Annotated in this window: 17 protein-coding genes; 9 read left to right on the forward strand and 8 right to left on the reverse strand. The window is 67.0% G+C overall.

Features of this window, described 5'->3' with window-relative positions; translation table 11 throughout:
* Positions 1-348: 348 nt before the first annotated feature.
* Positions 349-2,544 (forward strand): elongation factor G-like protein EF-G2, encoded by a 2,196-nt coding sequence (locus ABZ420_RS24225; RefSeq protein ID WP_357126779.1) that lies wholly within the window; start codon positions 349-351, stop codon positions 2,542-2,544.
* A 5-nt stretch (positions 2,545-2,549) separates the two neighbouring features.
* Here the strand turns inward: ABZ420_RS24225 and ABZ420_RS24230 are convergent, their stop codons facing one another.
* Genes ABZ420_RS24230 through ABZ420_RS24240 form a run of 3 tightly spaced genes read right to left on the reverse strand, consistent with a single transcriptional unit; the run spans position 2,550 to position 7,127 of the window.
* Positions 2,550-4,679 carry a hypothetical protein gene (locus ABZ420_RS24230; RefSeq protein ID WP_357126782.1) on the reverse strand — a complete coding sequence of 710 codons (2,130 nt, stop codon included), beginning with the start codon at positions 4,677-4,679 and terminating at the stop codon, positions 2,550-2,552.
* Positions 4,679-6,703, reverse strand: coding sequence for a type VII secretion target (locus tag ABZ420_RS24235; protein WP_357126785.1), 2,025 nt, complete (start codon positions 6,701-6,703; stop codon positions 4,679-4,681). Before ABZ420_RS24235 ends, ABZ420_RS24230 begins: the two co-directional genes overlap by 1 nt.
* A 34-nt stretch (positions 6,704-6,737) precedes the next feature.
* A complete protein-coding gene (locus tag ABZ420_RS24240) occupies positions 6,738-7,127 on the reverse strand; it encodes a hypothetical protein (protein WP_357126788.1) in 390 nt (129 codons plus the stop codon).
* A gap of 383 nt (positions 7,128-7,510) precedes the next feature.
* Between ABZ420_RS24240 and ABZ420_RS24245 the strand changes: the two genes are divergently transcribed.
* The gene (locus ABZ420_RS24245) at positions 7,511-8,707 is read left to right on the forward strand and encodes an FAD-binding protein (RefSeq protein WP_357126791.1); all 1,197 of its coding nucleotides are present in this window, start codon (positions 7,511-7,513) and stop codon (positions 8,705-8,707) included.
* Between the two features lie 62 nt (positions 8,708-8,769).
* A complete protein-coding gene (locus ABZ420_RS24250; RefSeq protein ID WP_357126794.1) occupies positions 8,770-9,804 on the forward strand; it encodes a hypothetical protein in 1,035 nt (344 codons plus the stop codon).
* A gap of 721 nt (positions 9,805-10,525) precedes the next feature.
* On the opposite strand, the gene glnA is transcribed toward ABZ420_RS24250, so the two are convergent.
* Entirely contained in the window at positions 10,526-11,962 is a 1,437-nt protein-coding gene (glnA, locus tag ABZ420_RS24255; RefSeq protein ID WP_040865778.1) for a type I glutamate--ammonia ligase, read from the reverse strand.
* Positions 11,963-12,214: 252 nt separating this feature from the next.
* On the opposite strand from glnA, the gene ABZ420_RS24260 reads away from it, so the two are divergent.
* A complete protein-coding gene (locus tag ABZ420_RS24260; protein WP_357126797.1) occupies positions 12,215-12,670 on the forward strand; it encodes an RDD family protein in 456 nt (151 codons plus the stop codon).
* A gap of 91 nt (positions 12,671-12,761) precedes the next feature.
* Here the strand turns inward: ABZ420_RS24260 and ABZ420_RS24265 are convergent, their stop codons facing one another.
* Together ABZ420_RS24265 and ABZ420_RS24270 are read right to left on the reverse strand one after the other, a co-directional pair.
* The gene (locus ABZ420_RS24265; RefSeq protein ID WP_063049043.1) at positions 12,762-13,496 is read right to left on the reverse strand and encodes a DUF4191 domain-containing protein; all 735 of its coding nucleotides are present in this window, start codon (positions 13,494-13,496) and stop codon (positions 12,762-12,764) included.
* A gap of 61 nt (positions 13,497-13,557) precedes the next feature.
* Complete coding sequence (locus ABZ420_RS24270; protein ID WP_357126800.1) at positions 13,558-14,001, reverse strand: hypothetical protein; 444 nt, start codon at positions 13,999-14,001, stop codon at positions 13,558-13,560.
* Between the two features lie 647 nt (positions 14,002-14,648).
* Here ABZ420_RS24270 and ABZ420_RS24275 point away from each other — a divergent pair.
* From ABZ420_RS24275 to ABZ420_RS24290, 4 genes are read left to right on the forward strand one after another with little or no spacing between them, the layout of a single operon-like run.
* Positions 14,649-16,316 (forward strand): CocE/NonD family hydrolase, encoded by a 1,668-nt coding sequence (locus ABZ420_RS24275; protein ID WP_357126803.1) that lies wholly within the window; start codon positions 14,649-14,651, stop codon positions 16,314-16,316.
* Positions 16,313-17,683, forward strand: coding sequence for a M20 family peptidase (locus tag ABZ420_RS24280; RefSeq protein WP_357126806.1), 1,371 nt, complete (start codon positions 16,313-16,315; stop codon positions 17,681-17,683). Before ABZ420_RS24275 ends, ABZ420_RS24280 begins: the two co-directional genes overlap by 4 nt.
* The gene (locus ABZ420_RS24285; RefSeq protein ID WP_357126809.1) at positions 17,680-18,567 is read left to right on the forward strand and encodes a lysophospholipase; all 888 of its coding nucleotides are present in this window, start codon (positions 17,680-17,682) and stop codon (positions 18,565-18,567) included. The genes ABZ420_RS24280 and ABZ420_RS24285 overlap by 4 nt, the downstream gene beginning before the upstream one ends.
* A gap of 9 nt (positions 18,568-18,576) precedes the next feature.
* Positions 18,577-19,029, forward strand: a complete 453-nt coding sequence (locus tag ABZ420_RS24290) for a 6,7-dimethyl-8-ribityllumazine synthase (protein WP_040865773.1) — start codon at positions 18,577-18,579, stop codon at positions 19,027-19,029.
* A 3-nt stretch (positions 19,030-19,032) separates the two neighbouring features.
* On the opposite strand, the gene ABZ420_RS24295 is transcribed toward ABZ420_RS24290, so the two are convergent.
* Both ABZ420_RS24295 and ABZ420_RS24300 read right to left on the reverse strand, forming a co-directional pair.
* Entirely contained in the window at positions 19,033-20,472 is a 1,440-nt protein-coding gene (locus ABZ420_RS24295; protein ID WP_357126812.1) for a metallopeptidase, read from the reverse strand.
* Positions 20,473-20,623: 151 nt separating this feature from the next.
* Positions 20,624-21,568, reverse strand: coding sequence for an endonuclease/exonuclease/phosphatase family protein (locus tag ABZ420_RS24300; RefSeq protein WP_357126815.1), 945 nt, complete (start codon positions 21,566-21,568; stop codon positions 20,624-20,626).
* 47 nt (positions 21,569-21,615) lie between these two features.
* On the opposite strand from ABZ420_RS24300, the gene ABZ420_RS24305 reads away from it, so the two are divergent.
* A complete protein-coding gene (locus ABZ420_RS24305) occupies positions 21,616-22,002 on the forward strand; it encodes a hypothetical protein (RefSeq protein WP_357126818.1) in 387 nt (128 codons plus the stop codon).
* The last annotated feature ends 35 nt before the right edge of the window (positions 22,003-22,037 follow it).

The raw sequence follows: 22,037 nt of genomic DNA on the forward strand, positions 1-22,037 counted from the left end.
GGCTCGCAGACGACGCGGACCCGGGGTTGATCGCGCGTGTGGCGCCGGTCCTTGCTTCGGTCACGGCGGTGACCGAGGTGACCGCCACCGGGCCCGGTCAGCGCATCGCGACCATGACGTCCACCGGGTCGGAAAATCGGTTACCGAGCATCCTGCCGTTCGTCTCGCCTGACGGCTCATGGCGCATCGCTCCAGGCTGGGCCCGCGCGACGATCGTCGCCGTCGGCGAGCGCTCCCCCGGCCCGCGCATTCGACCGCACACACCCCTGATCTGCCGATTCGTCGGCGGAACGCCACGCCCGGTGGGAAGGTGGATGCACGGCAGGTGTCGGCAAAGGAGCGAGACACATGGTGGACAAGACCAACGGAGCTGCCGCGGGCAACGGCGGCGTGGTGACCGCGGACCGGCCCGAGCAGATCCGCAACGTCGTCCTGGTCGGGCACAGCGGGTCGGGCAAGACCACGCTCGTCGACGCCATGGCGCTCACCGCGCGGGCGGTCAACCGCGCCGGACGGGTGGAGGACGGCACGTCGCTGTCGGACTACGACGAAATCGAGCATCGCCAGCACCGGTCGGTGCAGCTGTCGGTCGTGCCGGTGGCATGGGCCGGGATGAAGGTCAACTTGGTCGACACCCCCGGATACGCGGACTTCGTGGGCGAGCTGCGGGCGGGGCTGCGCGCGGCCGACGCGGCGCTGTTCGTCATCTCGGCGGCCGAGGGCGCGGACGGAATCGTGGGGGCGACCAGGGCGCTGTGGGAGGAGTGCGCCGCCGTCGGAATGCCGCGCGCGATCGTGATCACCCACCTGGACACGGCGCGCGACGAGTTCGACGTGATGACCGAGACCTGCCGGACGGTGATGGGCGGAGGATCGTCGGAGAACATCCTGCCGCTGCATCTGCCCGTGTACGGCCCGAAGAACCCGGACGGCCACCAGCCGGTCACCGGCATGGTGGAGCTGCTGCCGCACTGCGTGGGCGACTACTCCTCCGGGGAGGAGGTGCAGGGCGACCCTTCGCCCGATCAGGTGCCCGCGCTGGAGGAAGCGCGCAACCGTCTCATCGAGGGCATCATCGCGGAGAGCGAAGACGAGACCCTGATGGAGCGCTATCTCGAGGGCGAGGAGATCAGTCTGGCGACGCTGGTCGCCGACCTGGAGCGCGCGGTCGCCCGCGGCAGCTTCCACCCCGTGCTGTTCGCCGCGCCCGCGCCGGAGGGCGCCAGGCAAGGCCTGGGGACGGTCGAGTTGCTCGAGTTGATCACCGGCGGCTTTCCGACACCGGCCGAGCACGCCATCACCGCCAGCAACGGCGCCGAACCGCATCCGCTGCGCTGCGACCCGGACGGAGAGCTGGCCGCGGAGGTCATCCGCACCGCCTCCGACCCGTACGTCGGGCGGGTCTGCATGGTCCGCGTCTTCTCCGGTACCTTGCACGCCGACGACACGGTGCACGTCAGCGGACACGGCCTGGAGGATCGGGGCCACGAGAGCCACGAGCTGGACGAGCGGGTCGGCGCGATCTCGGCGCCCTTCGGCAAGCAGCAACGCCCGCTGCGGCAGGCGATCGCGGGCGACATCGCCTACGTCACAAAACTAGGTCACGCCGAAACCGGAGACACGCTGTCGTCCACCGACAGCCCCCTGCGGATCGAGCCGTGGCCGATGCCGGACCCGTTGCTGCCCATCGCCATTCGCGCGCACAGCAAAGCCGACGAGGACAAGCTCTCCCAAAGCCTTGCCCGCCTGGCCGCCGAAGATCCGGCACTGCGACTCGAGCACAACGCGCAGACCCATCAGCTGGTGCTCTGGTGTCTCGGCGAAGCGCATCGCGACGTCGCCCTGGAACGGTTGCGGACCCGGTTCGGCGTGCAGGTCGACGTGACCGATCACCAGGTGGCGTTGCGGGAGACGTTCGCGGGCAAGGCCACCGGGCGCGGCAGGCACGTCAAACAGTCCGGCGGGCACGGGCAGTACGCGGTGTGTGAGATCGAGGTCGAACCGCTACCCGAAGGGGCCGGGATCGAGTTCGTGGACAGAGTGGTCGGTGGAGTTGTTCCGCGCCAATTCATTCCGTCGGTGGAAAAGGGCGTTCGAGCGCAGGCCTCCCGCGGGTTGACCGCCGGATATCCCCTCGTGGACGTGCGCGTCACCCTGTTCGACGGCAAAGCCCACTCCGTCGACTCCTCCGACGCCGCGTTCCAGACCGCAGGCTCCCTCGCCCTGCGTGAGGCAGCGGCAGCCGCGGGGATCAGAGTGCTGGAGCCGCTCGCCGAAGTCTGGGTACTGGTCTCCGACGACTACGTCGGCCCGGTCCTCAGCGATCTGTCCAGCCGGCGCGGCCGCGTCCTCGGCACCGAGCCGCACGGCACCGGCCGCACCCGCGTCCACGCCGAGGTCCCCGAACTCGAACTCAGCCGCTACGCCATCGACCTGCGCTCGATCTCGCACGGCACCGGCGATTTCACCCGCACCTATGCCCGCCACGAACCGATGCCGAACCAAGTCGCCGCGTCGGTGCGCGGCGAGAAGGCGCGCGCGTAGCCTGCTCAGACCTGCGGTGGTGGACCGACGGGAGGCGGGCCGGATGGTTGCGCCGTGCTCAACGTCGGCGGAGGCGGTGCCGTAGCTCCGGGATCGGCGGTGTTGGAACCTGTGTCCAGGCCTGTCGGGTGGATATAGCCCGTGAAATTCCCATACTTTTCGGTCAACGGGGGGTTGTTGGGATCCAAGGGAATCAGCTGGCCGCCGTCCAGGACGAAAAGTCCGTCCATTCCGTTCGGATTCCGCACAACCAGCGCACTGAATTTCTCCCACTGAAGAATATCGCCCGTCTTCAGCTCGCCCGGCCCATTGACAACCGCAGGCGGATGCTCTGCGGTGATTTCGCCCGCCGTTCCCTTGTATGCGGATACCGCATCGAGAGCGACGTTCTGCGTCTGCTTCTGCAAAGCCTCCGCGACGGGCGGTGACGCATTCACCATCGTGTCCCCGATTCGGACTCCCGGCGTCATGCCCGGTGTCGTCACCGCCGGCGGAGCGCCCGCGTACGTCGGCGCTGTCACGCCGGGAGGAGCCGTCTGCTGGACCGCTTGATTCGCAGTGGCCGGCTGGGCATTGCGGTTCCGCTCGCGTTCCCGCTCGCGTTCCTCGCGCCGCTCCCGCTCCGCGGTGCGGTCGTAGGCCCGGTCGTCGTCGGGCTGACGATTACCCTGGTTCATCCCGCTCAGGGCGCTCATCATCGCCATTTGCTGCATCGCATTGGCCATACCGTTGTCGCCGGTGTTGGTCGCGGGCGCCACACTGCCGGTATTCGTACCCGTCGTCCCCGATCCGGTCCCGATCCCGGTACCGGTCTGCAACCCCGCTTGAGTTGCGCCCGGGTATGCGCCCGACGAGGACGTATCCACACTGCCGCTGTCGGAGATCGGCTGGGTGCCCGTACCCGTCTCGGTCGCCGAGGTGTCGGTAGAACCATCGATCAGGTCGTCGTAGGTGGAACTCCAGTCGTCGTTCGTGGCGCCGGGCTGCTGCGTTGACGTATTACCCGTTGTGGTCGGCGGCACGTAGGTGTTGTTGTTGCCGTTGTTGGGATTGCCCGTGTTGTTATTATTGTTTGCGTTATTATTATTATTATTGTTATTGGCGTTTTTGTTCGAATTGTTGTCGTTATTATTATTGTTATCGTTCTTGTGGTCGATATCCTCGGCCTTTTTCTGGAATTTGTCGGTCTTTTCCGCGTATACCTTATCCCACTCCTCGGCGGCCATGTCGATAGATCTTACGTAGTATCTCTGCTCCGCCTCTGCGGTCAAGTAGAATTTGTTGTATCCCTCGCTATCCTTGTCGGTGTTCTTCTCGTAGACAGGAACCTGAACCGCGTTCTCAGGGCGACCCCCCGAACTCTCGGTGATCTGATTACCGGTATGCGTGGTGTTGGTCGGCTCGTACTTCAGATCCGCTACGAGATCATCTTTGATACGGACAAGCTCCCGAAAGGTGTCATCTTTAATGACCTTGGTGTCGAAAGTATCGAACTTGACGTCCTTGTGTGCATTCTTGTACTCGGTCTTCCGTTTCTCCAGCCGCTCACCCAGCTCACCGTGCTGCTTTTTGATCTCCGACCAGCCGTCGCCGGAAGTGATGTGCTCGTCATCGAGCACGTTGGTGAAGTCGGGCGCGTCCTTCGGATTACGGATTCCGAGCGTGTCGAATCCCCATTGCATCGTGAACTCGGTGTCCTTGATCAACGCCACCAACTGCGCGCTGGCACCCTTGGGAATCGGCAATTTAACCGGCTCCGCATGTTTACCTTCGTCCTCGTCGGGGAGATTGTCCAATTTCCAATCGTTCGCGAACTGAGGCGTCTCCGCGGTCTGCTCGGCCGTCCGCTTGGTGTCGACGTAATTTTTCGGGTCTCCGGAGTTGAGAGCATAGATCAGATCTTTGTATTTAGGGTCGTTCCGGAGGCCCTCATCGGCATCTTCGCCGATATTTCTTCTCACCTCGTCGTCCAGCTTGTTGAATGCCTTCTCGAAATCGCCGGAACTCAGTCCAGCCAAAGCCTCCAACACTTTTTTGTCTTCGTCATTCGCGAAATTCGTATTGCCGTCGTAGTACCCTACGTAGTTTTCCTTGTTGACCAGGTCGACAGCGTCCTGCACCTCTTTGTCGCCCATCAGACTCTCCTCTGCTCACTGGAGCCCTCGGACTCCGCCGGACCTCTCAGCAACTCGCCGATAGCCGGGGGAGGCCCGTCGAGGTGGATGGAGCCAACGTTGGTGAAACCGCCGCCCTGGTTCCGAGTTCCGACATCGCGGGCAACCTCGACGTCCGGAACTGCCGGCCTTCGCGCCTGCGCCGCCACTACCCTTGCTGCCGCTGGGAACAGCGGATGCTCCGTTATCTGGCCGTAGCTGTAGAGCGCATCGCGCAAAGTCTGCCGGTCGGGTTCTCCCGCGGCGAGTAACAGCAACAATTCGTCGGCACGGCGCTCGAAAACCATGTCGCGCAGCGCTTCCGTGCCGGATGTGTCCGGAAGGATGCCGCCGACGGGAATGTGAGACACGTCCATCTGCTGCGACCGCAGTGCCGCCGCCGCTGCGTCATCGGCGGCGCGGATCTGTTCCCACCAGTTCGCAGGGATGGGCAGGTTGGCGTGCAATGCGTCGAGGATGCGTTGCCGCTGCGCCCGACGGGCGGAGATTTTCGCATCGACGCTGGGTACGGCGGTACGCACCTGGACATCCGCCGCGCGCGCCAACTCGATGCACACGGCTCGAACTTCCGTCGCGGGCACCGTCGCCGCCTGGCGTAGCAACTCGGCCGAACCGCCGAGGTCGAGCCGGTCGACCAAGCCGACACCGGGCGAGGTGAGGTCTACGGCGGACTCGGCCGCCGGCACCCAGCCCTCTATGGCGACATCGTCTCCAAGGGCTGCGTACAACTCAGGGGGGATCGCCGCGGACGACACCAGGGCGCTGAGCCGGACACTTCTACGGCGCATCATCAAGCCGAACTCGGCGAGCATCCGAGCCGGGTCGGCAGTTCCTTCCAATGCCCCGATAGCGTTTCGGACCGCACCATCCAAAACGGCGTCCCAACTCCACGGTAGAGCGACCTCCGACGGCAAGAACAGTCCGGGAGGCAACCACCCACGGCCCTCGGTACTGGTCAACAGAACCACAGGCCCGATGGGAGTTCGCCCCACCGCGACCGCCCACTCCAGACCACGGGCGGAATCAGCAACGGCGGCAAGAGTTCCTGCGAGAAGGTTACGGGCGAGCACCAAGTCGTCCCCAACCTGCTCACCTACCACGAATGACGGCAGCCCTCGTCTGTCCTCGGCTGCATGGACCGCCGCCGCGAGCGGTCCAGAAACCAGTGGTGGAGGCATCGTGGGGGCGATACCTGCTGCGACAGCTGCCGGGAAAGGGCCCGTCGCCACGGGCGGAGGCATCCCACCGGCCATGCCTGCGGCACCGTTCGCATCGGTGCCCACGGCACCATTCGCGTCCAAGCCGCTGCTCGTGATATCTCCGATTCCATCGGCCGAACCTCCGATACGAGTCGCATCGTCGGACGGAACGGCGGAGACATCGATGACGCCGGACTCAGGAATGATGACCGAGACCGGCGGCATCCCGGTCGGAATGGTAGCTGCGGGGTAAGCGGCATCGTCGGCCCGCGGTGCCGATGCGACGGGTGGCGGAGGTACCTGGTCGGAGCGGCCGGTCTCGGGGAGCATGCCCGGGGTGTCGGGAGTCGTGACGGGAGACCGCACCGGCTGATCGCCGCTCGTCCTCGGGGTGTCGGGACCGGTATCTTGCGTTCCCGGGCGATCCGGGGGCGTGCCTATAGCAGGACCGCCCGCAGGGGCTTCGTTACCGAAACCATCACCGGCGTGGCCGATCTGATGTTTTCCTGCCTGATCGCCGTCCTCGAGTGCTGTTGCCGCGGCGAGCAAATCGTCTCGCGTCCGCTCATGGTTGGCAGCGAGACGTTCCGCGTTGTCGTGGCGCCTCTGATAGTAGTCCTGCAGCGCGCCTCGCACCGGGTCGGCGATTGCGCCGTACTTGGAGGGGAATTCGGCAAGCCAGTCCCGCGGGATTTCGCCCCACTTCCGGATGTCCGCAGCGGCCCGATCGTGCTGCTCGGCGATCCTGCGCAGCTGATCAGGCTCGACATCCAGATAGTTGGGCATGCTCGGTCGATCCCTCCCGCCAGCGAGTTCAGGTTCATTGTTCCGCCTTCCCAAAGTTGGGAACCTGCTGGTCCGACGCGTTTCCAGCCCGCCGTTCCCGCATGACCTCGGAGAGTGGCCGCGGCAGATTGTGCGGGTCGTTCATGGCGATGGTGTACTGCCGCCGCGCGTCCTCGGTGCTCTCGCCGATGGCGGCCATGATCTCGGCGGCCAGCTCCCGACTGTCGAACCTCGCGCAGGTTCCTGGAGCCAGATACAAATCTCGCAGCCTTCCTGTGGCGTCGACCTCGGGAATGACCAGGCCGCTCGGGGACGGGCGACGCGCGACGATCTCATCGGCCCGCTCGCGCACATCGGCGATGCGGTGCCGCAACTCCCGCGCCAGGCCGAGTGCGGCACGTACGTCAGGGTGGATGTCTCTCATAGATCCTCTCATCCGCCGGCAAAACGCTCGCCCGCTCGGCAACGAGCCGACGAACTCGCCTGTTCACCAGTCGCGATGCCGTCGACGAGCGTCCGGCCACGTCGAGTGCCACTTGCCCAACAGGATGCGGCATTCCCTACTTTCGAACAAACGCTTCTCGACACTACTTGCGCGACGGCCACCAGCAGCGAATTGCTCCCCACGGCGGGAAGGAACCATACTCGAGTGCCAGAGGTTTCCCGAAGGCAACACCATGAGTTTTCGCGAGGTCCCCCATCGACGAGTTCGCCACCGACTTCGGCGGGCTGCGGCGCGCCGTCCCGGCGGCCGTGCATCGAATGCCCGCGGCGTTTCCGTCGGCATTGCTCGGCTCCGGTCGGCAATTGACGCTGCGCGGTGCGGGTCATTCCTGTGACGGCCAGACCGTCACCGCTGGTGAACTGCTCGTGACCTACGCACCGGACGCCGCAGCCGCGCAAGTGCGGGATCTCGGCCAGGGCCTTTTCGAGGTGCCCGCCGGGATGAGCTGGCACCGCTTGGAGCGATATCTGCACCACCGCGGCAGGGCTGCGCCGGTACTACCCAACTACCTGCACATGTCGGTAGGCGGCACCCTTTCGGTCGGCGGGGCCGGGGTCGATTCGGCGCGCTACGGCATGCAGGTCGATCATGTGGAGCGGATCCAGCTGATCGACGGAACGGGAAGCAGCCGCTGGTGCTCTCGTCACGACCATCCGGAGCTCTTCCGGTTCGCCCTCGGCGGGCTCGGCATGGTGGGGCTTATCGAACGTGTGGTGCTGCGCACGTTGCCGCACCATCGCTACATTCACGTCCACCACGCACGCCACGCCACACTGACAGAACTGGCCGAGCACACCGAACAGATAGCCCAGCGCGACGATGTCGACATCTACCGAGCGTCGCTGCGCCGTGGCAGGCTCGCCTCCATCACCGGATGGCGTAGCAGCGAGTCCACCCGCTGCCACGCCGAGAAGTGCATGACGCTACCCAATCTGCCGCTCGCGGGGGACATCGACGTTGCGGAGACCCACGCCCCAGCCTCTGATCAGGTGCAACTCTGGACTGATTACGTCGTGCCCGCAGGACGGTTCGCGCCGATGCTCGCGGCCGTCGAGGCCCTACTGCACCGAGAACCGCTGAACCGTGTGCACATGATGTTGTACATCCTGATCTTGCGCCGCCCCCTCGACGCAACACCGTTCGCCTTCATACCGGTCCGCACCGCCCCCGTTTCGATCGGACTGGGCGTTTACACGTCGTTCGACAAAGACCCGGCCGTCGCCGCCGCTATCCGCGCGGTGTTTCGCGGCCTCCTGGAACGCTGTTGCGACCTGGGCGGACGTCCGTACCTCTATGGCGCCAATGATCTTGATGACTCGCTGGCGAATCGGCTCTATGGAGCCGAGTTGGTTCGGCTCGCACAACTACGCTCCTCGCACCGACTCGAACACGTCAACGCCCACCTCCCGCTGGTGAGGGCCGCCCGTGTCGCCGACCCCGGCGCCAAGAGACATCCCCAGGACTGGGAATATGAGGGCGCCGGGAACCGGCCGATCTGAGACAGACTGCGGATTCGGGCACAACCCCGATCCATAGCCCTCGAACTGACAACCACCGGAGAATGCTGACGATCGTGATGGGTGCAGTTGCCGGAGAATTCCTGGTCGAGTTGGCAGAGCGGCTGGCCGTGCCTTGTGACCCAGCGCCGATCCACGCCATACTGGAACGTGCCTGCGGGGGGCAACTGAACTCACGCAGACCGGATGGACGCCGGGCCAGCACACTGACCACGTCCGGTATTCCGTTCGAAGCCAGCGTTTCCGGTGGTTGCGGGGAGCTCGCACCCGCCCTTCGGTATGTCACCGAGACCGCGACGCAGGAGAATGAGTTCGCCTCCCGCGTCTCCGCCCAACTCGCCGCGATCCCTGACCTCGTCGCTTGGTTGCCGAATGGAGATGAGTCCGTCTCCGACATGCTGCGATCCTTTGTCGCGACGTTGTATCCCGACCCCGCGGAAGTCCCTGCGCGCCATCGCTTCGCCACGTGGCTCGGGGTCGTTCATCATGCCGGAGCGCCGAATCGCGCGGCCCGTCTCAAGGTCTACGGCAACCTGAAACTGGTGCCCGGGGCGCTGCACAGGTTGTGCGAACTGTGGCCCGGGTTCGTGGGATTGGTGTCCGTACCCGAGGGCGAGAAGCTCATCAAACCTGTTGGTGCGGCAATCGAGGTGGACGCGCTCGGCAACGTGAACCACAAGGTCTACCTGAGGGCCCGACACCACGACGTCGGCGTGCCGATGAAACTGGTCCGGTACTTCGGCGATGCGGCATGGGAAGTACTGTCCGAGCTTGTTCGGTGTGGCGTTGACGCGGCCGAACTCCACGAACACGACTTCATGGTTTGCTGTGCACGCAGTACCGGCGCTCCTGAATTCGGGCTCTACTTGGCCCCGAGGCAAGACGACGAACTGACCAGGATCGTGCGCGAACTCGCGTCCCGCCACCACGGCACCACCCATGGCGTCGACGCCCTACCCCGCGCAGCAGACGCGTGTGGCGCGACTTGGCGTTACTCGCTGGTCGGAATGGGCTTTTCCGCCGACCGTGGGATCGACAAACTGAACGTCTACGGGATACCGGCCTGGAGTGCCGCGTAGGTAATTCCAGGGCACCTATTCGTTTCGGCGGAACGTGAGGTATATCCCGTTGTCGGTGACTCCGTTCTTTGTACCTGGTGCGATTGACATGAGTGTCCAGCCGTCGAGTTCCATCTGGTTCATGAGCCTGGTCGCGTTCGGCACATCGTGAATCCCGTGGTTCGGGAGGTGGTCAGACACCCAGAGCATCCTGTACATGAGGGTGCATAGTAGAAGGCACGCGTATGGGTCTGCTCGGTTTCGGACTTCCTAGGACTGAACCACAGCCAGGCCCCATATGCGACGCCGGCCAGGGGACTGAAGACGGAGGTTCCGAGGCCCCGATCCTGTTGTCGTCGGCTGGCCAGCAGCGTCCCGGAGACCGTGTCCTCACCGACGACGAAGGCAATTCGGTACCGCCCTGGCAGACCGATCGCTCACGCCGGGCGGTGCGCGGGAATGTCGTCGGCCTTTCCGAGTAGTTCGTATTTCAGGACCTGCGCCGTTACCTGGCGTCGCTGCTGATTGCGAACGGGGCGAACATCGAGGTGGTTCAGGCCAGAATGCGGCACGCGACGGCGAAGACGACGCTCGACACGTACGGGCATCTGTGGCCGGATACGGACGAGTCCATCCGCTCCGTGATCGCTTCTGTGATCACGGAGCGGATGGACTCGTAGCCGTCTACTGCGTATGAACTGCGTACGAAATGGCCGAATAGGCCTATTCCCGCAGGTCAGACTTACACGTCGAAGTACAGCTCGAACTCGTACGGGTGCGGCCGCAGGTTCACCGGGGCGATCTCGCCCTCGCGCTTGAGGGTGATCCAGGTCTCGATCAGGTCCTCGGTGAAGACGTTGCCTTCGGTGAGGTAGTCGTGGTCCTGCTCGAGGCGGTCGATGACCGACGCCAGGCTGGTGGGGGCCTGGGGGATGTTCTTGGCCTCCTCCGGCGGGAGCTCGTAGAGGTCCTTGTCGACCGGGGCCAGCGGCTCGATCTTCTTCTTGATGCCGTCCAGGCCCGCCATCAGCATGGCGGCGAAGGCCAGGTACGGGTTGCCCGAGGAGTCCGGTGCGCGGAACTCGATGCGCTTGGCCTTCGGGTTGTTGCCGGTGACCGGGATGCGGACCGCGGCGGAGCGGTTGCGCTGCGAGTACACCAGGTTGATCGGGGCCTCGTAGCCCGGCACCAGACGGTGGTAGGAGTTCACGGTCGGGTTGGTGAACGCCAGCAGCGACGGCGCGTGGTGCAGGATGCCGCCGATGTAGTGGCGGGCGATATCGGACAGGCCACCGTAGCCGGCCTCGTCGTGGAACAGCGGCTTGCCGTCCTTCCACAGCGACTGGTGCGCGTGCATGCCCGAGCCGTTGTCACCGAAGAGGGGCTTCGGCATGAAGGTGACGGTCTTGCCCTCGGCCCACGCGGTGTTCTTCACGATGTACTTGAACAGCTGCAGGTCGTCGGCCGCGCCGAGCAGGGTGTTGAACCTGTAGTTGATCTCGGCCTGACCGGCGGTGCCGACCTCGTGGTGGCCGCGCTCGAGCTCGAAGCCCGCGTTCTGCAGGTTGGTCGAGATCTTGTCGCGCAGGTCGACGTAGTGGTCGTACGGCGCGACGGGGAAGTAGCCGCCCTTGTTGCGCACCTTGTAGCCGCGGTTCAGGGTGCCGTCCGGGTTGAACTCGGCACCGGTGTTCCAGGAGCCGGAGACCGATTCGATCTCGTAGAAGGCGCCGTTCATGGACGAGTCGTAGCGGATCGAGTCGAAGATGTAGAACTCCGCCTCGGCGCCGAAGTACGCGGTGTCGGCGATACCGGTGGAGCGCAGGTACTCCTCCGCCTTGCGCGCGATGTTGCGCGGGTCGCGGGAGTAGGCCTCACGGGTGAACGGGTCGTGCACGAAGAAGTTGAGGTTCAGCGTCTTGGCGGCGCGGAACGGGTCGACGCGCGCGGTGGAGAAGTCGGGCAGCAGGAGCATGTCCGACTCGTCGATGGACTGGAACCCACGAACGGAGGAGCCGTCGAACGCTAGCCCTTCCTCGGCGAGGTCGGTGGTGAAGGCCTTCCCCGGGATCGAGAAGTGCTGCTGCACACCGGGCAGGTCGCTGAACCGGATGTCGACGTACTCGATGTCCTCATCAGCGATGAATTTGATGACCTCGTCGGCCGTGCTGAACGTCACTTGTTCTCCTTACGGATCGGTTCCCAGCCAGTGTCGCTTGCATGGGTTCGTCGCGACCAGACGCTATGGATGCCGTGTTTCCCCGTAGTCAAGGATGTGTTTCGCCGGTGTTACACGTGCGTCTGGCCGCGTGGTGATGACCACCCGGACTCGACTTGCATGGTAGTCCTGCCCCCGCCGACATGCTCGCCGACGCTGAACTGGCGCTTATGCGATCCCGGGCGCCGGTCGGGTCGCGCCTATTCTGGGGGCATGGCACGCATCACCGGCTCCTGGCTCTCCGGCCCCCCGGCCGATCCCGGCGGCCCGGCAACCCCCGAGTTCCCGGGCGCCGAACTCGGCCTGGCGAAGACCGGGGCGGGCTCGCTGGCCGGTATGGGGCGCCGCATCGCCGCCCTGTTCGTGGACTGGATGATCGCGCTCGGCATCGCGGCGCTGATCGTCCGCGGCAGTTCGGCGTCGAGTGTGACGTTGCTCATCTGGTTCGTCATCGGCGTCGGCGCGGTCTCGCTGTTCGGGTTCACGCCGGGGCAGTATTTCCTGCGGTTGCGGACGGTGCGCATCGACGCGGACGCGCCGGTCGGGTTCGTCCGGGCGCTGGCCAGGCAGGTCCTGCTGCTGTTCGTGGTGCCCGCGCTGTTCACCGACGCCGACGGGCGCGGCATGCACGACCGAGCGACCGGCACGGCGCTGGTGCGTTCACGCTGAGCGCCGGTTTCGGCTGGTAGCGCGAACTGGCGCGGCCCGAGCCAGACGAAAGGCCCGCGTACCCGGACGCGGGCCTTTCGACCGAGCAGGATCAGCGGCGGCGGATGGTCCGCTGCACGCCGCGCATCTTGGCGCCCGCGGGCATCGGTCCCTTCGGCAGAGCGGGCCCGCCGCGCGCGCTGAGGGCGGACAACCGGCCTTCGATGAGGTCCATCCGCTTGGTGTCGATGTTGCGCGGCAGCTTGGTGAGGTAGCGCTGCAGGTCCTTGAGCGGAACCTGGCCCTCGTCGTTGCCGATGACGACGTCGTAGATCGGGGTATCGCCGATCAGCCGGGCGGTGCGCTTCTTCTCCTGGGCGAGCAGCGACTTGACCCGTTGCGGGGAGCCTTCGGCGACCAGCACCACGCCGGGCAGGCCGATCACCCGGTGCACCGCGTCCAACTGGGTGGTGGCGGCGATGCCGTTGCTCACCCGCCACTTGCCCTGGAGGTTGTCCAGCACCCAGGCCGCGGCGCCCGCCTGGCCCTCGGCCTTGCGGTAGACGCTCTTCTGCACCCGCCTGCCGAAGATGATGAACGCCACCAGCGCCCCCAGCACCACGCCCAGCGGAACCAGGAACCAGGTCAGCCCGAAGACGAGGCCGATCACGACGAAGACGGCGGTGATGCCGACCAAGGCGCCGATCATCAGCGGCAGCAGCAGCTTGTCTTCCTTGCGCTGCATCTGGAACGCCTGCCACAGCTGTTTGCGGCGTTCTCTCGACTGCTGCTTGCGGGCCGCTTTCGCCGCGGCCTTCGCTTCCTTGGTGGGCTTGCCTGCTGCCATGTCTCTCAGGATAGTGCCCAGGTAGTCGCGGCTTTGCCGTGGGACAGCGGCCTGGTCGGTTCTACCCGCGCCGGGCGATCGGGCCGAGCACCGTGAGATCCAGGTCGCCCGACGCCTCGGTCCAGCCCATCGCGCGCAACTCGACGGGGGTCGCCACACCGAGGGCGTCGCGCAGGCCGACGACGACCGAGCGGGCGAACTCGACCAGGCTGTTCGGCGCGATGGGCCAGAACAGGGTCCTGGTCCAGTTGTCCGCGTCGCGCCGCACCACGGGCTCGTGCCAGCCCAGCGCGAGTAACTCCTGCGCGGCGGGTTCCGGTATGGGGTTGCTCAGGTAATGGTTCCCGGCCAGTTCAGCGGACAATTTGATGTCGTATTGGACAAATTGGACATAGCGATTTCCGGGGGCGGCGATGATCAGGGTCGCCCGCGAGGGCAACTCCGAAAGACAGTGCGCCAGCGCTTGCACGAACCGTTCCCAGTCCGCGGTAGCCGGCTCGTTCATTCTTCCCCCGGGTATTCGCACCGGCATGATCATACGCCGAGCCCGTCCGACAACGGATGGATTACCTTGTGTCACCGACGAGTTGGACCGAGCCATAGCCATTCGCCAAGGCCTGCCTCGATATTACCGCCGCCGCATCCCGTTGCGCCTCCTCCACCCACGCGACCTGCCCGTATCGCCGGAACACCAGCACGCTCGGCTTGCCGCTCGCCGGGTGCAAACGCTCAGTACGCGACGACGCAGGCCGCGAAAGATCCCGCGTAGAAATGATGGACGACCGCCGATCCGTGCGCCATATGCGAGATGAATGCACCGGTGAGTCGAAAAACGCACCCGCACAGGCCCATTCCTTCACCGGCGGATACTGGTGGCGGCGATCGCCATCGCGCCGAGAATCTCCGGAATCCGAGAATGGTCCGCACATACGCCGGATATACCGGCTCGACGTTCTCCGCCATCGCCACTCCTTCGCAGGCAGTGATAGACGAAGGGCGGTCACGTTCGGCCACGGCGTCATCGGTACGACCGGCGAAGGCCTGCGTGCGTGACAACCGCGGATACGCACTCGGAAACGGCGGATGGCGTCCGCCCGGCGACCACCCTGGTTCCGGGGGCTGGACGGCTGTCCGGGCACACTCGATAGTCCTATGGTGACCGAACGAGCCGTCCTGTCGCGTGCCGTGTGCGGCCTGCTGTTGCTGCTGGCCGCCTTCACTCCGGTGACCGCCGCCGCCGAGCCGCTGCTGGTGCCCTACCAGTGGAAGCAGACGTTCATCGACGGCAAGGACGGCACCCGGCTGCACGCGGACATCCTGCGCCCGGCCGGTGTCTCCGACGACACGCGCACACCGGTGATCCTCACCGTCAGCCCGTATCGCGCGCACCTGGCGTACCTGAGTGAGCCGCGCCTGACCGGGGGCCCGTCCACCGACAATCTCACCGCCGAACTGTTCCTGAACGCGGGCTACACCTACGTCATCGTCGACCTGCGCGGGTTCGGCGGCTCCGACGGCTGCCCGGACTTCGGCGGCCCCGGGGAACGCGCGGATGTCGCCGCCGCCGTGGAGTGGGCGGCGGGTCAGCCTTGGTCCACCGGGAAGGTCGGGTTGTTCGGCACGTCCTACGAAGCATGGACCGGACTCATGGGCTCGGCCGCGGCCCCGGAGGGTCTCGCCGCGGTGGGCGCGTTCGAGCCGGTCGTCGACCCGTACTCCTACTTGTACATGCAGGGCGTCTCGTGGAAGTTCTCCGGTAAACCGATCACCGAGAGCGGTGTGCGCCCCGCCGACTTCGCGGGGCTGGAGCATCTGCTCATCGCGTCGACCCCACCGCGCCCGGAGGACTCCGGCGAATACCAGGCGAACGCGACGCAATTGCCGTGGCAGTGCTATCGGCAGTACCTGGCCGAGATCGGCGACCACAATCCGGACAGCGCCTTCTGGCGCGACCGCGACCTCGTCGCGCGACTGCGCGGCAACACGATCCCGCTGTTCCTCGGTCAGGGCTTCGTCGACTACAACACCCGGGCCTACCGGGTGTTCGACCTGTGGAACGGCCTCGGGCCCGGCGAGCACCGGGCCTGGTTCGGTCAGTGGGGACACCGCACCTGCCACGACAAATGCGGCACACCCCACTTCGACACCGAACTGCTCGCGTTCTTCGACAAGCACGTCGCGGGTCGTGACGTGGTGGTTCCCGGACCGCGGATCACCGTCGGCCAATTCGACGGCCGGTGGCGCGCGGAGACCGCGTGGCCGCCCGCCGACGCGCGACGAGTCCCGGTCGAACTTCGAACCGGCGAGTACACCGACCGGGGCCTGGTCCCCGGGCCCGACCGGGAACTCTGGTCGGTCTCCGCGCCGCTGACCGGGGACCAGCACCTGTCCGGCATCCCCACCGCCACCCTGCGGCTGAGCGGCCCGGGGAGCGCGACGGTCGCGGTCGAGCTCTACGACATCGCACCCGACCTGCGCGCGACCGTGATCACCCGCGGGATCGCCCCCGTCCGGGACGTCGCCGAGGTCCGGTTGCTGGCTCAGGATTGGCCGATCGCGGCCGGTCACCGCATCGGCGTGCGGGTCACCGACGTGGTCGACGACGTGTGGTCGCACTCCCCCGCCTTCGCCTCGGTCACGGTGACGTCCGCGCGCATCGAACTGCCCCTGCTGACCGGAACGCGCCGTCCCGATCTGCCCGGTGGGCTCACCGAAGGCATCGTGAAGTGGCGAAACGAGAAGACGATCGCCCTGGACCCGAGCATGTTGAACAATGCAACGGTGTCCATGAATCTGCCCGACCGCACCGGTGACCGATGACGGAACCGGTCGACGACCTGACCGCCGAACGCCTCGCCGCGGCGCTGCGATGCGCGACGGTGTCCACCGACGACCCGGGTGACGCCGACAGCGCTGCGTTCGAACGCCTCGACGCGCACCTGCGGGCATCCTTCCCCCGGGTGCACGCCGAACTCGAACTGCGACGGTTCGCGCACAGCAGGCTCTACCGCTGGCCGGGCGTCGAACCGGACCGGGTGGCCGCCATCCTGCTCGCGCACCAGGACGTGGTGCCGGTGGACGACCTCGAGCGCTGGACCCACCCGCCGTTCGCCGGCGTGGTCGACGCGGAATACATCTGGGGCCGTGGCGCGATCGACGACAAGAGCCGGGTGCTGGCCATCCTGGAGGCGGTCGAGTCCGCGCTCGCCGCGGGCCTGCGACCCCGGCACACCGTGTACCTGGCGTTCGGGCACGACGAGGAGGTCTTCGGCGGCGACGGCGCCGAGCGGATGGCCGCCCACCTGCGACAGGCGGGCGTGCGCGCGGATCTGCTGCTGGACGAGGGCGGGGTGATCACCTCGGGCATCGTCGACGGCGTGCGCCGGCCGGTGGCGACGGTCATGCTCGGCGAGAAGGGCTACGCGACGGTGCGGTTGTCGGTCACCGAGGTGGGCGGGCATTCGTCCATGCCGGGCAAGCAGACGGCGGTCGGCCGGATCGCGCGAGCCGTGGCCCGCATCCAGGACAATCCGATGCCACTGCGCCTGACGCCGGTGATCGCGGACATGCTGGCCAGGATGCGCCAGGTCATGCCGGGCCCGCGGCGGCGGCTGCTGGGCCTGGCGGGCGTCGCCGCGCCGGTGATCACCCGGGTGATGGCGGCCCAGCCACAGACCGAGGCGATGGTGCGCACCACCACGGCGCCGACGGTGATCCGCGGCGGCGTGCGGGCGAACGTGCTGCCCCAGCGGGCCGAGGCCATGGTGAACTTCCGCATCCTGCCCGGCGACACGGTCGCCTCGGTGCTCGCGCACTGCCGGAAAGTAGTGCGCGACAGAGGGATCGGTTTCGAGCTGATCGGTATGTCGTCGGAGCCGTCGCGGATCACCGGGCCCGGCCCCGCCTTCGAGCTGATCGCCGGTATCGCCCGTGCCGTCGTCCCTGGTATCGCGGTGACCACCGGCATCGTTCCCGGCGCGACCGACTCCAGGCACTACGACGACCTGGCGCGCACCCGGTGCAATTTCGCGCCGATCGTGCTGGGGGCGAGCGACCTGGCCTCGATCCACGGAACCGACGAGCGCCTCTCCCGCGTCAACTACGCTCGACTCATCGAGTTCAACCGGCGGCTGATCGAGCATTTCGCGACGGTCGGCGCGCCAGAAACGTCAGGAGCCGAGGCATGACGACCGAGCCGACGGCGGGCGACGCCACGCCCACCGAGCCGCCCGCGATCCGCACCGAGTCCGGTGAGTTCGACGGAGCAGACGGCGCAGTCGCCTGGCGCGCGTGGCTGCCGGAAGGCGCCGCGCGGGGCGTGATCGTCCTGGTGCACGGCGTGGCCGAGCATTCCGGCCGCTACACCCACGTCGGCAGGCGGCTGGTCGGCGCGGGTTTCGCGGTCTACGCCCTCGACCACATCGGGCACGGGAAGTCCGCGGGCGACAAGGCCAACATCGGCTCCATGGCGGCTGCCGCCGACAACGTCGCCGCCATGCTGGCCATCGCGAGCCGTGAGCAGCCCGGCGTGCCGCGCTTCGTGGTCGCGCACTCGATGGGCAGCCTGATCACCCTGTCTCTGGCCACCCGCGAGCCGATCGACGTCGCGGGCATCGTGCTGTCCGCCCCGCCGCTGGACATCCCGGTGGGCAATCCGGCGCAGCGCGCGCTGGCACCGGTGTTGAGCCGGTTCACTCCGAATCTCGGTGTGCTGAAGCTGGATTCGTCGCAGATCAGCCGCGATCCGGCGGTGGTCGCGGCCTACGACAACGATCCGCTGGTCTACCGGGGCAAGCTGCCCGCCCGCACCGGCGCCGAGATGCTGAGCGCGACGGATACGGTCAAGCAGCGACTGGCGCGGCTCACCGCGCCGGTGCTGGTGCTGCACGGCACCGCCGACGCGATCGCCGCGCCGTCCAGCTCCGATCTCATCGAGCGGGGCGCGGGGTCGAAGGATCTCACGGTGATCCGCTACGAGGGCCTGTACCACGAGGTGTTCAACGAGCCCGAGCAGCAGAAGGTCCTCGACGACGTGGTCGGCTGGCTGGAAGCGCACCTTACCGGAAAGTAGTATCTCGACATGAGTACAACCGGATCCATCGCGTTCATCCGCGCCAGCTGGCACAGCTCGATCGTCGGCAAGGCCTACGAGGGCTTCCGCACCGAATACACCGACCTCGGTTTCGATCCCGCGGGCATCGACGTCTACGAGGTGCCGGGCGCCTTCGAGATCCCGTTGCACGCCAAGCGCCTCGCGCACTCCGGCCGGTACGCGGCGATCGTCGCGTCCGCGCTGGTGGTGGACGGCGGCATCTACCGGCACGACTTCGTGGCGTCGGCGGTGATCGACGGGCTGATGCGAGTGCAGCTGGACACCGACGTGCCGGTGTTCTCGGTCGTGCTCACCCCGCATCACTTCCACGAGCACAGCGAGCACGTCACGTACTTCACCGAGCACTTCCTGACCAAGGGCGCCGAGGCGGCCCGCGCGCTGGCGGGCACGCTCAGCTCGCTGCGGTCACTGCCGGTGTAGCGCCTACCGGAACCGGGCCAGGCAGGCGCTCTCGCCGTCCAGGACGCCGGTGCGGAAAGCTTCCAGCCGCTGGTAGCCGCTCGGCACGACCTTGCCGTTCACATCGGCGGCCGCCGCGCCGTCGGCGAGAAGGCCGGAGACCGCTTCGTCCAGATCGCCCGCGGACAGGTGCGGATCGCTGCCCGGCCTGCTCAGCATGGTGGTCACCGCGCCGCTGAGGCAGGCGGTGCGCAGACCGGCCGTCTCCGCGCCGGTCAGCGACAGCTTGCGATCCTGTTGCACCGCGAGCACATACCGCGACACGAAGACGACGAACGCGTTGTAGTCGCCGTCCACCACCGCCGACAGCGGGTCGTCGCCCGCCATCGGTCCGCCGCGCCGGGCCAGGGCGGGGACGTCGGTGCCGATCCGGTTGGCGGCAGGGCAGTACGACACCGGCCGGGTGACGGTGACGTCCGAGCAGCCGCGACCGACACCGGAGTAGTCGAATTGCGGCGGCCGCGTAACCGGGAAGATCTCGGTCAGCGCCTGGCCGAGACTGGTCAGCGCGGCGGCATCCACCGGGAGCTGGGCCTGCTCCTCGCCGGGCTCGAAGGTGGTGGGCAGATCGCCGCGGCGCTGCGCGATCTCCTTCCTGGAGATCTTCTTGCATCCGTCGGCGCCGTCGGTGTAGCCGATCTGCACCGCGGTCACCCGCTCGAAGGCCGAGCCGTGCACGTTCTCCGGATCGTTCGGGTCCCGGTCGCGCACGGCCACCGTGGCGCCGAGCACGGCGTTGAGGCCGTCGGTGGTGTTGAGCGCGAAGTGCGCCGAATTCCCCTCGGCCACGTGGCGCAGGAAGACACCGGCGAGGCAATCGGCCTGCTGTTCCTGCACGAGCGGCGGGGTCAGCAGACCCGCCAGCTTCGCCTGCCCTTGGATGGCGTGCCCGTACTCGTGGGCCAGCACCATCACCACCGCCATCTCACCGTACTTCTGCACCAGTTTCGGCAGCAGGACGCCCCGATCCCAGCCGATGGTGTGGTCGCCGCCGCAGTAGGCGGCGTTCACCACCTGGTAGGTGTCGGACTTACAGAACTTGACCGACTGGGCCTTCGGCGCCTTGGCGTCCCAGGAGATGTACCTGGTCACCGGCTCGAGCGTGCCGGGGAAGTACTCGGGGTACTCGGTGGCCCAGAAGTCCTGGACGTCGGCGATGGCATTGAGGGCCAGCTTGTCCATGGCGCCGCCGTCGCCGTTCTCCGCCGTGAGCGGCGCGTCCGCCACGCCCTTGCGCGGGCCGTTCGGGCCGGAAGCCGTCATGGATCCGGCCAGCTCCCAGGTGTCGGCCGACGGCGAGACATGCTGCGCCGCAAGGTCGTTCGTTCCTGCTGCGCAACCGGCGAGCACGGCGGTCAGCACCGCGAGCACGGCCACCACGCCGAATCGCCTGTTCTTCGTCATCGAACCCGCCTCCCCGAGTACCGCGTCTCGGGCCCGCCGAGCGCTCACATCGTAATCGCCGCGAACCGGCTTCGCGCATCATCGCGGCCACGATTGTCGCCGGCTTCGCAAGGCCCGCAACGTCTTCGCGCAGGTGGGTGCGAGCTCCCGGTCAGCGCAGGCGGATGCGAGAGACCAGCGCTCGATGATCCGAGCCGGGGATGGAGAGCGTCCGCAACTCCTCGGCGGTGGCGTCGGCCAGGAGGATGTGATCGATGCCGATCACCGGGCCCCAGACGCGGTCCTCGGGAAAGGTGGGCAGCAGGCCCGCACCGGTCTGGTCGGCGGCCGAGGCGAAGCGGCCGCGCAAGAGGTCACGGTAGGCCGCGTGGTCGCGAGTCGCGTTGAAGTCGGCGCCCACGATGGCGGGACCTCGGTGCGCGTCGAGGATCTCGCGGGTTCTGCGCATTTCCGCTTGCCACGCCGGGAAATCGAACGGCGGCGGAACGGGATGGAACGCGAAGACGGTGATCGGCCCACGCTCGGGGTGATCCATCGTCGCGGAGACATTGTTGAGGAGGTAGCCGTCGTACTTTCTGTTGTCGCGCAGCGGGTATCGGCTGTAGATGCCGGTCCCACCACCGCCATCGCGGGTGGGCTCGGTGTAGTGATAGGGCAATTCGCCGAGCAGGCCGGCGTCCGCCAGCCGCTCGACCGCGGCACCGGTCAGTTCGTCGACCGTCAGCACGTCGACGTGGTTGTCCCGCACCGCGCGCACCACGGCGGCCGGATCGGCGCCGCCGAACAGCAGATTCGACTGCATGACGGTGAGCTGCGGACCGTTCGCGGCCCGCCCTTCCGGTACGAACGCGGGCACCAGCGTCCACAGCACGGCCGCCGCCAGCACCCCGGCGACGGCCGCGCTGCGCCACCCGCGCGCGATCAGCAGCAGCACCACACCCGCGATGGCGCCGATCATCAGGTACGTCGCCCCCGAGGCGAGCAGCACCAGCCCGCGCCGCTGCCATGCGCCGAAATGCAGCACGAGTCCGACGGCGCCCGCAGCGACAGCGCACCACCCCACACCGAGCAATGCCCGGCCCATCCATTCACGCATGTGGTCGAGCCTAGGCAAGATCCGCGAAGACGCGATGGAGCGAAGGTGTGCGTTCTGTGTGGTCCGAGCGGATTCCGGCCCGGCTACACTGGCTCACCACCGACGACGTGACGAGGTCGAGGATGTACGTCGAGGAATTTCCCGCGCAGGGGCCGCTCACGGCCGAGATCGCCCAAGAGCTGGCCTGGATTCCGGGTCTCTGCCGTTCGTCCATCACGGTCAGCGGTAACGGGCGCAGTGTGCACGCGCCCGTCCTGCCGGTGGCCTGGGACATCCTGCGGATCGACTCCGGCACCATGGTCACCGTCACGGCCGCGAACGGGCTCGGTGACGAGGACCGGTTGGCGATCCGCCGGTTCGTCGACCGTTTCCAATCCTTGACCGGTGCTGCGAACACCCCACCGAAAGGCGGCCTCGCCCACAGGCGTCGATGAGCCGGAAGGCGACCGGGCGAGCTTACGACCACGAC

This window comes from Nocardia sp. NPDC005745 (genome assembly GCF_040630775.1).
In the GTDB taxonomy this organism is placed as follows: Bacteria; Actinomycetota; Actinomycetes; order Mycobacteriales; family Mycobacteriaceae; genus Nocardia.